General features: G+C 57.7%; 10 protein-coding genes, 1 tRNA gene and 1 pseudogene. 11 read left to right on the top strand and 1 reads right to left on the bottom strand.

All coding sequences use genetic code 11. The features are described from left to right. The 4 genes from NA637_RS22140 to NA637_RS22155 all read left to right on the top strand — a co-directional run. Positions 1-501, top strand: a 501-nt coding sequence (locus NA637_RS22140) for a DUF4823 domain-containing protein (protein WP_256074680.1), incomplete at its 5' end; no start/stop codon positions are given. 9 nt (positions 502-510) lie between these two features. Continuing rightward, positions 511-1074 (top strand): DUF1285 domain-containing protein, encoded by a 564-nt coding sequence (locus NA637_RS22145; protein ID WP_256074681.1) that lies wholly within the window; start codon positions 511-513, stop codon positions 1072-1074. 295 nt (positions 1075-1369) lie between these two features. Beyond that, positions 1370-2550, top strand: a protein-coding gene (locus tag NA637_RS22150) for an IS3 family transposase (RefSeq protein ID WP_197674156.1) whose coding sequence is annotated in 2 segments (ribosomal slippage) — positions 1370-1625 and positions 1625-2550 — 1182 coding nt in all. Because the reading frame shifts where the segments join, the coding sequence is not laid out codon by codon here. A 114-nt stretch (positions 2551-2664) separates the two neighbouring features. Next, complete coding sequence (locus NA637_RS22155) at positions 2665-5319, top strand: molybdopterin-dependent oxidoreductase (RefSeq protein WP_256074682.1); 2655 nt, start codon at positions 2665-2667, stop codon at positions 5317-5319. 93 nt (positions 5320-5412) lie between these two features. Here the strand turns inward: NA637_RS22155 and NA637_RS22160 are convergent, their stop codons facing one another. Next, positions 5413-7068, bottom strand: a complete 1656-nt coding sequence (locus tag NA637_RS22160; protein WP_256051393.1) for an electron transfer flavoprotein-ubiquinone oxidoreductase — start codon at positions 7066-7068, stop codon at positions 5413-5415. Positions 7069-7398: 330 nt separating this feature from the next. Here NA637_RS22160 and NA637_RS22165 point away from each other — a divergent pair, with 330 nt between their 5' ends. The 7 genes and pseudogenes from NA637_RS22165 to NA637_RS22195 all read left to right on the top strand — a co-directional run bounded on the left by NA637_RS22165 (position 7399) and on the right by NA637_RS22195 (position 13067). Further along, on the top strand, positions 7399-8148 hold the full coding sequence (locus NA637_RS22165; protein ID WP_256074684.1) for an electron transfer flavoprotein subunit beta/FixA family protein: 750 nt from the start codon (positions 7399-7401) through the stop codon (positions 8146-8148). After that, positions 8149-9078 (top strand): electron transfer flavoprotein subunit alpha/FixB family protein, encoded by a 930-nt coding sequence (locus NA637_RS22170; protein WP_256074685.1) that lies wholly within the window; start codon positions 8149-8151, stop codon positions 9076-9078. A gap of 170 nt (positions 9079-9248) precedes the next feature. Further along, positions 9249-9478 (top strand): annotated as a pseudogene (gene tnpA, locus NA637_RS22175) (IS200/IS605 family transposase); the annotation flags it as partial. A gap of 381 nt (positions 9479-9859) precedes the next feature. Continuing rightward, entirely contained in the window at positions 9860-10507 is a 648-nt protein-coding gene (queE, locus tag NA637_RS22180; RefSeq protein ID WP_256074686.1) for a 7-carboxy-7-deazaguanine synthase QueE, read from the top strand. 31 nt (positions 10508-10538) lie between these two features. After that, complete coding sequence (gene queC / locus NA637_RS22185) at positions 10539-11228, top strand: 7-cyano-7-deazaguanine synthase QueC (protein ID WP_256074688.1); 690 nt, start codon at positions 10539-10541, stop codon at positions 11226-11228. Between the two features lie 36 nt (positions 11229-11264). After that, positions 11265-11340, top strand: a tRNA-Lys gene (locus NA637_RS22190). A gap of 230 nt (positions 11341-11570) precedes the next feature. Further along, positions 11571-13067 carry an acetyl-CoA hydrolase/transferase family protein gene (locus tag NA637_RS22195; RefSeq protein ID WP_256074689.1) on the top strand — a complete coding sequence of 499 codons (1497 nt, stop codon included), beginning with the start codon at positions 11571-11573 and terminating at the stop codon, positions 13065-13067. Positions 13068-13379: the final 312 nt, after the last annotated feature.

The raw sequence follows: 13379 nt of genomic DNA on the forward strand, positions 1-13379 counted from the left end.
ATTCTCGACCATAGCGAGACCCGTCGTGCCGCTTCCTGGCGGTTGCAGGCAGATTCCTTCATCTATGTCGCCCAGGCCCATTTCGTTCCGCCGGGAGACGCCTATCCACGGCCTAACGTGGTCGCCGAGGAGGCCTTCAAAGGCTTCGTCGAATACTTTCCCATGGTGCGTCGTTCGGCTCAGCCGCTCGGCTTTGAGGAGGCGATGGCTCAAGCGTCATCCGTCGGCGCCCACTACCTGCTGTATACACGCTTCGCCGCCGCGGACGACCGCATCGGCAGTTTCGACGAGCTGAATGATCAGCGTGCGCTGGATCGTCTTGGGGTGGACAGCAGCGTGGTGCAACTGATGCTGGTGGAAACCGGGACGCGCTACCTGGTGGATACGGCGCGCATCCGTAGCCGAGGTGGGTTGTTGTGGCTGTACGACAATCAGCCCGAAGAACTGCTGGGGCCGCCGTTGCGTGACTATGCACGGCGCTTGTTGGGTACCGCTCGCTGAGGCATGCCAATGACTGATTCAGACCAGGCCGCAAATCTGCTGGGGCAGATTCCACGAAGCGAGAAAAAGGGACCGGCCCCCGTGCATCTGTGGAATCCGCCATTCTGCGGTGACCTGGACATGCGCATTGCCCGTGACGGTCGCTGGTACTACATGGGCACGCCAATCGGTCGCCCGGCCATGGTGCGATTGTTTTCCACGGTGATTCGCCGCGACGGTGATGATTATTTCCTGGTGACGCCTGTCGAGAAGGTCGGAATCCAGGTCGAGGATGTGCCCTTCGTGGCGGTTCGACTCGAGGTTGAGGGGCAGGGTGAGGTGCAGTTACTGCGCTTTTTCACCAATGTTGAGGATGAGGTCGAAGCGGGAGCTGAGCATCCCTTGCGTTTCGAGATTGATCCGGCTACCCGGGAGCCGGCTCCCTACATACATGTGCGCGCCAATCTCGAAGCGCTGATCCATCGCAATGTCTTCTATCAGTTGGTGGACCTGGCGGTGCCTTGCGAGATCGACGGCCAGAGCTGGCTCGGCGTCTGGAGCGGCGGTGTGTTTTTCCCCATCGGGTCGTTGTAGCGCACCCCACGCGTTGTTTGCTGCCTGCCATGCAGATAGCCACCCGAGCATCAATGTCATCGGCTCGCCTGGGCTCAACAGACGCTAGTCATGGGCGACTCTCTTCTTTGCTTTCTGTAGTGCGCTCCTTCCTCTGCTGCAGTTCTGCATTGTGCGCTCATCCATTTGAGCGTCTGCCGGGTTGGTAGATGTTCCGGATATAACCATGCGGATAGCGCGTGATCTTCAATCTGTAGTGGTCTAATTTCCCCGGACACCTCGATAGGTGGAAAATGCATCTATCGAGGAGTTTTTCATGACCACCAAACGCAGGACATTCGACGACAGCTTCAAGCTGCAAGTCGTGAAGATGATCAAGGACCAGGGGCTGACCGCTCCGCAGGTCTGTCGCGATCTGAATATTGGTGAGACAGCCGTCCGGCGCTGGGTTCAGCAGTACGAGGCTGAGCAATTGGGTCAGCCCGGGATCGGTAAACCACTAACATCCGAACAGCAGCGAATCCGGCAGCTGGAGCAGGAAAACCGCCAGCTCAAGATGGATAACGATGTATTAAAAAAAGCCACCGCCTTCTTTGCCCGCGAGCTGAAGTAACGTATCGCCTGGTTCGGCAGCTGCAACAGAAGGCTTATTCGGTGGCGTATGTCTGTCGGCTGCTGGGGGTCAGCCGATCGGGGTTCTACGAGGCAAACAGGCGTGCCGACACGCCAGCATCGGTTTGCCCCGTGACCGTGCAGCTCAAAGCGTCGTTTGATGCGAGTGGCGGCTGCTATGGGAGCCGTCCGTTACGTAAAGCGTTGCGCGCCAAGGGTATGGAAATCGGCGTTTATAAAATTCGTCGCTTGATGCGTGCCAACGGCCTGCGTTCGGCTTGGAAGCGTAAGTTTGTGCACACGACCGATAGCAAGCACGACCTGCCAGTTGCCGACAATGTACTGAATCGTCAATTCGAGCCTGAGGCGGTAAACAAGGCCTGGGTAGCGGACATTACCTACATCCGGACCCGCAGCGGCTGGCTGTACCTGGCTGTGGTATTGGATTTGTTCTCACGCAAGATCGTGGGTTGGTCCATGGCCCCGAACATGCCTGCCGAGCTGGTGTGTAGTGCAATGCAGCTGGCAATTGCTCAGCGTCAACCGCCACCTGGCCTGATCGCCCACTCGGATCGCGGTAGCCAGTACGCCAGCGCAAGCTACAGAGCGTTGCTGGCGCGAAATGACATGCAGCAAAGCATGAGCCGTAAAGGTAACTGCTGGGACAACTCAGTGATGGAACGCTTTTTTCTGAGTTTGAAAATGGAGCGGGTATGGCGCCGCGACTACGCCAATCACGCAGAAGCGATACGTGACATCGTGGAATACATCGTTGGGTTTTACAACAACGAGCGGCTGCACTCGAAACTGGGATATCTGCCACCGACCGTTTACGAGCGGGCGATGGCGTCGAAACCACCTATCGAGGTGTCCGGAATTAGTTGACCACTACAATCTATCTGTGCTAGCTTAAGGCCAACCCACACGCCTAACCGCCTAAAAAATAAATACTTTTTGGCCTGGCGATGGGAAGTTGTGGATAGAGTCGAAGGAGACGATATGCCGGTCAGCAGAAGAAAGTTTCTCAAAACTACAGTGGCTTCGGCCGTGGCTGTACAGGGGTTCAGTTGGTTTGGCAGCGATGAGGTTTTTGCCGACGATACCGTCATCATTCCCAGTGCTGACCACTGGGGGCCTTTCCGGGCGGTGGTCAAGGACGGTGTTCTGGTAGGTATTCAGCCGGTGCCTGAATTGGACGCCATGCCGAACAAGATGCTGACCGAAGGTTATCTGGAACGTGTCTACCACAAGACGCGGGTTATGTACCCGATGGTGCGCAAGTCGTACCTGGCTGATCCTACTGGCGATACCAAGCCGCATTTGCGTGGCAAGGAACCCTTCGTGCGGGTTACCTGGGAGCAAGCCCTGGCGCTGACGGCCAATGCCATCCTGAATACCGCTGAGAAACATGGCAACGAGGCGTTGTTCAGTGCTTCTTACAGCGGCTGGTCCCATGGCGGGCTGTTACGCCCGCAAGTGCTGCAGGGGCGCCTGTTCAACCTGATCGGCGGGCACTCCGTAACCACCGGCGACTATTCGGGTGGCGCCTCGCAAATCAGCCTGCCTCACATCATCGGCGATATGGAGGTCTATTCGCCGCAGACGTCCTGGACCATGGTGGCTGAAAATACCGAGGTCATGGTTATGGTCGGTTGCGATCCCTGGAAGAACAACCGGGTCGAATTCACCACCGCCGATCATCAGATGTACCCGCGCTGGCAGAAGATCAAGGAAAAGGGCGTCAAGTTCATTTCCATCAATCCGCAGTACACGATTACCGATGTGGAGCTGGGCTCGGACTGGGTGAAAATCATCCCCAACACCGATACGGCGCTGTTCCTGGCCATGTCCTACCATGTCTATAAGACCGGTAAGTACGATCAGGCCTATCTGGATAAGTACACAGTGGGCTTCGATAAATTCCTGCCCTATCTGCTGGGTGAGGATGCCGACGGAACTCCTGCCAAGACGCCCGAGTGGGCGGCGGCCATCACCGGTATTGCTGCAGAAAAAATCATCGAGATGGCCGAGTTGTTCGCCAGCAAGCGTACCCAGTTCGCCATGGCCTGGTCGTTGCAGCGTGCGCACCATGGTGAAATGCCGCACTGGGCCGCAGTCAACTTTGCCGCCATGGTCGGCAAGATTGGCAAGCCGGGCGAGGGTATCGGGTTCAGCTGGCATTACGGCGGTGGCGGTATGCCGCAATCCACCAAGACCATGCCTATCGGTCTTCCGCAGGGGCGCAACCCGGTCAAGACACGTTGTCCAGCTTCGCGAATCAGCGAAATGCTGCTCAACCCCGGTAAGAAGTTCACTCGCGATGGCAGCGAGGAGGCTTACCCAGACGTCAAGCTGGTGTATGTGGCGGGTAACAACGTGTTTTCCCATCAGCAGAACACCAATGAACTGCTGCGGGCGATGAACCAGCAGGTGGAAACTTATATCTGCCAGGACCCTTGGTGGTGTGCGTCTTCACGCTTCGCCGATATTGTCTTGCCCGCGACCACGGTGCTGGAACGCGACGACATGAGTTCGGGCGGCACTTACAGTAACGACAAGATCTATGCGATGCGCCAGGTTATCGAGCCGTATGGCGAAAGCCTTGATGACTTCGAGATATTCAAGCGCCTGGCTGATCTGATGGGGGTGGGCTATCAGTTCACCGAGGGCCTGACGGTTCGTCAGGTGCTGGAAAATGCCTATGCCCATGCCAATCCGGGGATTCCCTTCGAGGAGTTCTGGGAAAAAGGCTACGTCAAGCTGGACGTGCCGGAAGAGATGTACCGCTGGGTGCGTCACGGCGATTTCTTCACGGACCCGGAAAAGAACCCGCTACATACAGCGTCTGGAAAAATCGAGCTGTATTGCGAAACCATTGCCAAGGCCAATGTGCCGGATTGCCCGCCGATACCGAAGTACCTCGAACCGGCAGAGTTTCTGGGTAACGCCAAGCCGGGACAGGTGCATGTGGTCAGTCCGCATCCGTTCAACCGCTTGCATTCGCAAATGGCCAACACGGAGCTGCGTCACGAGGAGCATGTGCAGGGACGCCAGCATGTGCTGATCAGCATTGAGGACGCCCAGGCCAACGGCATCGAAGAGGGTGACCTTGTCGAGTTGTTCAATGATCGCGGCATTACCATTGCCGGAGCGCGGGTGACCGATCAGATCATGCAGGGGGTTGCCAGTCTTGAAGAGGGTGGCTGGGTGCAGTTCGACTCGAAAGGACGTTGCAATAGCGGGTCGATCAACGTCATCACCACCAGTCTCGCAGCGAGTGGCCTCAGTCAGGCAACCAGCGCCAATACCTGCCTGGCCGGCCTGAGGAAGTGCATCGATCCCGAGTCGGAGAACCTGGCGTTCGAGCCGCCGGAAATCGAAGAGGCACCGCAGGATCTGCTCATCGATGCTGCTTCGATGAACCTGATGGCCCGCGCTCAGGCCGTTAAAGGCGCGACCATGGGGAGCATGGGGCCGGGTGAGAAGCTGTTCTACGGTCGTTGTACGCTGTGTCACGTTGCCAAGGAGCCAAGTGACTACACCATTACTCAGTGGCGTGGCATTACCCAGAGCATGTTCCCGCGTGCGGGCTTGACGCCCAGTGAGCAGGAGCTGGTGCTGCAATTTTTGGCGGAGAATGCCAAAGGCGGTTAGTTTGGTTGTGAGAGCGAAGGGCATGAGTCGACGGATGTGACTTCATGCTATTCGGGAGACGAAAAAGGCGGGCTGAATAGCCCGCCTTTCTTTTTACATGTTGGGATAGTTAGGTCCGCCAGCACCTTCCGGTGCCACCCAGGTGATGTTCTGGGCGGGGTCCTTGATATCGCAGGTTTTGCAGTGCACGCAGTTTTGCGCGTTGATCTGGAAGCGCTTGCTGCCGTCGTCGTTGGCCACCACTTCGTAGACACCCGCAGGGCAGTAGCGCTGTGCGGGCTCGTCGTACATCGGCAGGTTCTTGTCGATCGGGATGCTCGGGTCGGTCAACTTGAGGTGAACCGGTTGTTCTTCCTCATGGTTGGTATTGGAGAGGAACACTGAACTCAGCTTGTCGAAACTGAGCTTGCCGTCGGGTTTCGGGTAGTCGATCTTCTTCGCTTCGTCGGCCAGTTTCAGGCAGGCATGATCCGGCTTGGTGTCATGCAACGTGAAGGGAATCTTGCCGCCGAAAATGTTCTGATCGATGAAGTTGAATGCGCCACCCTTGATCGCGCCCCACTTGTGGATCGCGGGCCCGAAGTTGCGGCTCTTGTACAGCTCATCGTACAGCCAGCTGTTCTTGAAGCCCTCTTCGTAGGTGGTCAGTTCATCGCCACCTTCGTTCCCTGCCAACAGCGCATCGGCGACAGCCTCCGCCGCCAGCATGCCGGACTTCATCGCCGTGTGGCTGCCTTTGATCTTGGCGAAGTTCAGCGTGCCCGCATCGCAGCCGATCAATGCGCCGCCCTTGAAGACCATCTTCGGCAGGGAGTTCAGGCCGCCTTTGGCGATGGCGCGGGCACCGTAGGACACACGCTTGCCGCCTTCCAGGTACTGCTTGATTACCGGGTGGTGCTTGTAGCGCTGGAATTCATCGAACGGAGACAGGTGCGGGTTGCTGTAGGACAGGTCGACAATCAGCCCGACCACCACCTGGTTGTTCTCCAGGTGATAGAGGAAGGAGCCGCCAGTATTCTCGTCATTCAGCGGCCAGCCGGCGGTATGCACGACCAGGCCCTGTTCATGCTTGGCCGGGTCGATGTCCCAGAGTTCCTTGATGCCGATACCGTAGTGCTGCGGATCGACGTTGGCGTTGAGCTGGAAGCGGCTGATCAGTTGTTTGCCGATATGACCACGGCAGCCTTCGGCAAACAGCGTGTACTTGGCGCGCAGTTCCATGCCGGGTGTGTACATGCCTTCCTTGGGATTGCCTTCGCGATCAACGCCGAGATCGCCAGTGAGGATGCCCTTGACTACACCCTGTTCATCAATGAGCGCTTCCTGGGCAGAGAAGCCGGGGTAGATTTCAACGCCCAGGTTCTCGGCCTGCTGCGCCAGCCAGCGGCACAGATTACCCAGGGAAATGATGTAGTTGCCCTCGTTGTGCATGGTCTTGGGCACGAAGGCATTGGGCAGCTTGCTGGCCGATTCGGCGTTCTTGAGCAGGTAGATGTCGTCGCGCTTGACCGCTGTATTAAGCGGCGCTTCGAGCTCCTTCCAGTTGGGAAAGAGTTCATTGAGCGCACGTGGTTCGAATACCGCACCGGAGAGAATATGTGCGCCGACTTCAGAGCCTTTCTCGACGACACAGACACTGATTTCCTGGCCTGCGTCGGCAGCTTTCTGTTTCAGCCTGCAGGCAGCGGACAGGCCCGCGGGGCCGGCGCCGACGATGACTACGTCGAATTCCATGTATTCGCGTTCCATTGGCTATCTCCTACTCAAGGCTTGATTGTTTTATAGATAGGGGAGGGCTGGATCGTATCCCTGACCAAGCCGAGCTGCCGCATTATATATAGACGCCTGAAAGGGTCCAATACAAACGTTCGTTTGAATTTCTCTCAAGCCTGATAGAATCCGGAAACAGCGGTTTATGACGGGTTATTTGCGTTATTGACCCCAGCTGTTGCCTGCAGTCAAGATACGGGCAGTTTTGTGCTCGCCGAACAGGTCCGAAGGCTCATGGTGGCCCGGTCCTTGAGCATGGCTCGGTTCGCCTCGGCGAAATTCTATTCACCGGAGAGTAACGAGGAATCCATGAAGATTCTTGTAGCTGTCAAACGAGTGGTCGATTACAACGTCAAGGTCCGCGTCAAGGCGGACAACTCTGGCGTCGACCTCGCCAACGTCAAGATGTCGATGAACCCCTTCTGCGAAATCGCTGTTGAAGAAGCCGTACGCCTGAAAGAGAAGGGCGTGGCGAGCGAAATCATCGTGGTGTCCATCGGTCCGACCGCTGCCCAGGAGCAACTGCGTACCGCGCTGGCCCTGGGTGCCGATCGCGCCGTGCTGGTCGAGTCCAGCGAAGAGCTCAATTCCTTGGCCGTTGCCAAGCTTCTGAAGGCTGTTGTCGACAAAGAGCAGCCGCAGTTGGTGATCCTTGGCAAACAGGCCATCGACAGTGACAACAACCAGACTGGCCAGATGCTCGGTGCGCTGACTGGGTTCGCTCAGGGCACTTTCGCCTCGAAAGTCGAAGTGTCGGGCGACAAGGTGAACGTTGAGCGTGAAATCGACGGCGGCGCGCAAACCGTTGCGTTGAATCTGCCGGCAATCGTGACCACCGATCTGCGCCTGAACGAGCCGCGCTACGCGTCGCTGCCTAACATCATGAAGGCCAAGAAGAAGCCGCTGGAAGTGCTGACGCCGGACGCGCTCGGCGTAACCACCATTTCCACCGTGAAGACCCTGAAAGTCGAAGCGCCGGCCGCACGCAGCGCAGGCATAAAGGTCAAGTCCGTGGCTGAACTGGTCGAGAAACTGAAGAACGAGGCGAAGGTAATCTAAATGACTATCCTGGTTATCGCTGAACACAACAACGCCGTTCTGGCTGCTGCCACCTTGAACACCGTGGCCGCGGCCAAGGCGATCGGCGGCGACATCCATGTGCTGGTTGCCGGTGCCGGTTGCGCTGCGATCGGTGAGGCGGCAGCCAAGATCGAAGGCGTTTCCAAGGTGCTTGTCGCCGACGATGCTGCCTATGCCCATCAGCTGCCGGAAAACGTTGCGCCGCTGATTGCCGATCTGGCGAAGGATTACAGCCACGTACTGGCTGCTGCCACTACCAACGGCAAGAACTTTCTGCCGCGCGTCGCCGCCGAGCTGGACGTCGATCAGATCTCTGAAATCATTGCTGTTGAAAGCCCGGACACCTTCAAGCGTCCGATCTATGCCGGTAACGCCATTGCCACCGTGCAATCCAGCGCAGCGATCAAGGTTATTACCGTGCGTGCCACTGGATTTGATCCGGTCAATGCCGAAGGGGGTTCGGCAGCTGTCGAGCAGGTTTCCGGTACGGGCGATGCGGGCGTTTCCTCGTTCGTAGGTGAGGAGCTGGCCAAGTCTGATCGTCCTGAGCTGACGGCTGCGAAGATCGTTGTCTCCGGTGGTCGCGGCATGCAGAACGGTGACAACTTCAAGCACCTCTACTCGCTGGCCGACAAGCTCGGCGCCGCCGTTGGCGCCTCGCGTGCCGCGGTCGATGCCGGTTTCGTGCCGAACGACATGCAGGTCGGTCAGACGGGCAAGATCGTTGCGCCGCAGCTGTACATCGCAGTCGGTATCTCTGGAGCGATCCAGCACCTCGCGGGCATGAAAGACTCCAAGGTAATCGTCGCGATCAACAAGGACGAGGAGGCGCCTATCTTCCAGGTTGCCGACTATGGCCTGGTTGGCGATCTGTTCGAGATCCTGCCAGAGCTTGAAGAGCTGGTGTGACCGACCAGGTTGAACAACCCGCTCTCGCAGCGGGTTGATGAGAAGGTCACCCCACACCCTGCGAGGGCTACGCTTTCGCAGGGTGTTTTTATTTTCCATCACAAGGTTAAAACCACCGGCTTCCAGCCGGTCAGCTTTAGCGCCACCATACGCAGCTGGAAGGCCAGCGCATGGATTACAGATATGGAAGCCACACGGTCTACCCGATCGAGTATCACTTTGTCTGGGTGACCCAGTACCGATACAAGGTGCTTATCGGGGAGGTGGCTGAGCGAGTATGTGAACTGGTAAGACAGGCATGTGAGGCGTTTGAGATTCGGATCGTGAAAGGTGTGGTGAGCAAGGATCACGCCCCCACATACTGGTGAGCAGTCCGCCGGGTTTGGCGCCGCGCCGAGTCCGAACGATAATTTCAAGGTGGAGCCGGACTGATGCGACGCGTCGTTCAGCTGTACCACGAAACACCCTTTCAGGTTCTTGCGATGCTGAACAGCCGATGACGTGAACGGCCCACCGGCCTGGTGAAGGACCTGACACAAGAATCGGCTTTCGAAGCCGCCGGTTTTTCAGGATCACCAGGCGCGACTCTCATCGTGGCGCGGGCATCGTGGCGCGGGGTATGCCCCAACGAGACGCCGGATGGATTTAGCCAAGCCATACAATCATCGCGGGTCGGTATTGCAGAAACCGGGGGTGACCATAGATAGATTTTCGTTAGAATCGCGGCCCTTTCCCGCAACGGAGGCGGATGGCCTGTTTAGCCGTTACGCCCGTGGCTGATATGCACCATACTTTGCGAATTACCGAGATTTTCCATTCGCTGCAGGGCGAGACGCGCAGCACTGGCCTGCCCACTGTGTTCGTCCGCCTGACCGGCTGCCCGCTGCGCTGTCAGTACTGCGATACCGCCTATGCCTTCGCTGGCGGCGAGGTCATGTCGCTCGATACTGTTTTGGTACGCGTCGCCGCGTATCGGCCGCGGTACGTTTGCGTCACCGGCGGTGAGCCACTGGCCCAGCCGAACTGCATACCGTTGCTGGAGCGCTTATGCGACGCCGGCTACGAAGTTTCTCTGGAAACCAGTGGCGCCTTGGATATCTCGGCGACTGACGTGCGGGTAAGTCGGGTGGTAGACCTGAAGACACCAGGCTCGGCAGAAGTGGCACGCAACCGCTACGAGAACATCGGTCTCCTGACGCGCAATGACCAGGTCAAGTTCGTGATCTGCTCGCGCGAAGACTACGATTGGGCGGTGACCAAGCTGATCGAGTACAGGCTCGACGCGCGGGCAGGTGAAGTGCTTTTTTCACCCAGCCATGGGCAGGTAGGCGCGCGGGCGCTGGCCGACTGGATCGTCGCCGACAACCTTCCGGTGCGTCTGCAGTTGCAGTTGCACAAAATTCTCTGGAACGATGCGCCTGGGCACTGACTGGTCGCAGCGGTTTTCGACGGGCTTAACCATGACTTCCAAGAAAGCTGTAATCCTTTTGTCCGGCGGGCTCGATTCGGCGACCGTGGTCGCGATGGCCAAAGCTGACGGTTATGCCTGCTACAGCATGAGCTTCGATTATGGCCAGCGTCATCGCGCAGAGCTGCAGGCTGCGGAGCGGGTGGCTCGACAATTGGACGTAGTCGAGCACAAGGTGATCGGCATGAGCCTCAACGGGATTGGCGGATCGGCGCTAACCGATAGCCGCATTGCCGTACCTGAAGAGATGGGTGAGGGGATACCTGTCACCTACGTACCCGCACGCAATACCTTGTTCCTTTCCCTGGCGTTGGGGTGGGCTGAGGTGCTAGGTGCGCGGGATATTTTCATCGGTGTGAATGCTGTCGACTACTCAGGCTATCCGGACTGTCGTCCGGCCTTCATCGAGGCCTTCGAGCGGCTGGCCAATCTCGCCACCAAGGCTGGGGTGGAAGGCAGCGGGTTTACCATTCGTGCCCCGCTGCAAAATCTGAGCAAGGGCCAGATCGTTCAGGCTGGCGTGGGTTTGGGTGTGGATTACAGCACGACTGTTTCTTGCTATCAGGCTGACGATGATGGACGCGCATGTGGCAAATGCGACAGTTGCCGTCTACGGGCGGCCGGTTTCGATGAGGCTGGTATTGTCGATCCCACTCGCTACATACGAGCCAAAAAAACTTGATTTAACCAATCAAATCATTATCATGCGCTCCGCATCGGGTCGTTAGCTCAGTTGGTAGAGCAGTTGGCTTTTAACCAATTGGTCGTAGGTTCGAATCCTACACGACCCACCAGATTCCTTTAGGGGAACGAAAACGCCGGAGGCCTCAAAGGTCATCCGGCTTTTTTATATCCATAGTTTATAAGGCTATTTTTTTTATATCCGCAGTTTATAAAGCTACAAAAGAACGAGCGTGCGACACGGTTATTAAGGTTGATTGCTCTACGACCTTAGTATGTGACCCGAGCGTCTTTAAACATACTAGACTGCCACCTTCCGATTTCTCAGTGGTTCGAGGCTCAAATGTATTCTGATCGCATCCGCTTGTCCTCCCTGCATAGCAAGGTCATGAGCGCCGACGAGGCCGCTACTCATGTGCTCGACGGTATGACTGTCGGCATGAGCGGTTTTACCCGTGCCGGTGAAGCGAAAGCCGTTCCCATGGCGCTGATCAAGCGCGCCAAGGAAAACCCGCTGAAAATCAGCCTGATCACCGGTGCCAGCCTCGGCAACGACCTGGACGGGCTGATGGCTGAGGCCGGTCTGCTGGCCCGTCGTATGCCCTTCCAAGCTGACGCAGCGCTGCGCAAGGCGATCAACGCGGGCGAGGTCATGTTCATCGACCAGCACCTGTCGCATACCGTCGAGCAGATGCGTAACCACCAGATCAAGAAGCCCGACCTCGCAATCATCGAGGCCGTTGCGATCACAGAAGAGGGTCACATCGTGCCGACCACGTCGGTGGGTAACTCCGCCAACCTGGCTCTGTTTGCCGACAAGGTGATCATCGAGCTGAACATGGCGCACAACCCCAACCTGGAAGGTCTGCACGACATCTACATCCCGGGTGAGCGCCCGAATCGCCAGCCGATCCCACTGCTGAAGGTCGATGATCGTATCGGCACAGGCGCCATCCCGATCGATCCGGCCAAAATCGCTGCGATCGTTGTCACGGATCAGCCCGATTCCTATTCCACAGTCACGCCGCCGGACGATGAGACTCAGGCTATCGCCAACCACCTGATTCACTTCTTCAAGAAGGAAGTCGATGCAGGTCGTCTGAGCAACAGTCTCGGCCCGCTGCAGGCCGGTATCGGCAACATCGCCAATGCCGTGATGTGCGGCCTGATCGATTCGCCGTTCGAAAATCTGGTGATGTACTCCGAGGTGCTGCAGGACTCCACCTTCGATCTGATCGACGCGGGCAAGATGGTCTTTGCTTCCGGTTGTTCCATCACCCTGTCCGAGCGCTGCAACAACCGCGTGTTCGGCAATCTGGAAAAATACAAGGACAAGCTGGTTCTGCGTCCCCAGGAGATTTCCAACCATCCGGAACTGGTGCGTCGCATTGGCATCATCGGCATCAACACCGCGCTCGAATTCGATATCTACGGCAACGTCAACTCAACCCACGTTGGCGGTACCAAGATGATGAACGGCATCGGCGGTTCGGGTGACTTCGCCCGTAATGCCCATATGGCCATCTTCGTCACCAAATCGATCGCCAAGGGCGGCAATATCTCCAGCGTGGTTCCGATGGTCGCGCACGTCGACCACACCGAGCACGATGTCAGCATCCTGGTAACCGAGCAGGGCCTGGCTGACTTGCGTGGCTTGGCGCCTCGTGAGCGTGCGCGTGTGATCATCGACAACTGCGTGCATCCATCCTACCGCGATGCGTTGAATGCTTACTTCGATGCGGCGTGCAAGAAGGGTGGGCAGACGCCGCACCTGCTGCACGAAGCGATGGATTGGCATACCAACCTCGAAGAGCGTGGGCACATGCTCGAGGGCAAGTGATGCAGAGCCCGCCGACGGAAGTCGGCGGGCTTTTCAGTTGTGCGCCAGGCATGGCGCGTTGCGCGCAAGCGCAACTGGCTTGGCTGTGGTGGCCAAGCGGGTGACTTGGAGGTGAAAGTCCTCTACACATCCGGCAAGGGGAAATGTTAGCTGAACGGCAAGGGTGTCGCGGTTGACTGCGAATCTGAAGGAAGCCGAAGGCAAAATGCTGGCTCGACGGGGGCGCCTAGCCGAACAGGAAGCGGATAGAGGCGGCGTAGCGGGGTAAAGTGGCGATGATCGCTAAAGCCCGATACTTGCACGGAACGCTAC

Source organism: Stutzerimonas stutzeri (assembly GCF_024448935.1).
Lineage (GTDB): Bacteria > Pseudomonadota > Gammaproteobacteria > Pseudomonadales > Pseudomonadaceae > Stutzerimonas > Stutzerimonas stutzeri_AO.

What these genes read in the sequence shown, in the direction of transcription:
- NA637_RS22145 (WP_256074681.1), top strand. Translation starts at nt 511, where the DNA reads ATGACTGATTCAGACCAGGCCGCAAATCTGCTGGGGCAGATTCCACGA.
- NA637_RS22155 (WP_256074682.1), top strand. Translation starts at nt 2,665, where the DNA reads ATGCCGGTCAGCAGAAGAAAGTTTCTCAAAACTACAGTGGCTTCGGCC.
- NA637_RS22160 (WP_256051393.1), bottom strand. Translation starts at nt 7,068, where the DNA reads ATGGAACGCGAATACATGGAATTCGACGTAGTCATCGTCGGCGCCGGC.
- NA637_RS22165 (WP_256074684.1), top strand. Translation starts at nt 7,399, where the DNA reads ATGAAGATTCTTGTAGCTGTCAAACGAGTGGTCGATTACAACGTCAAG.
- NA637_RS22170 (WP_256074685.1), top strand. Translation starts at nt 8,149, where the DNA reads ATGACTATCCTGGTTATCGCTGAACACAACAACGCCGTTCTGGCTGCT.
- queE (WP_256074686.1), top strand. Translation starts at nt 9,860, where the DNA reads ATGCACCATACTTTGCGAATTACCGAGATTTTCCATTCGCTGCAGGGC.
- queC (WP_256074688.1), top strand. Translation starts at nt 10,539, where the DNA reads ATGACTTCCAAGAAAGCTGTAATCCTTTTGTCCGGCGGGCTCGATTCG.
- NA637_RS22195 (WP_256074689.1), top strand. Translation starts at nt 11,571, where the DNA reads ATGTATTCTGATCGCATCCGCTTGTCCTCCCTGCATAGCAAGGTCATG.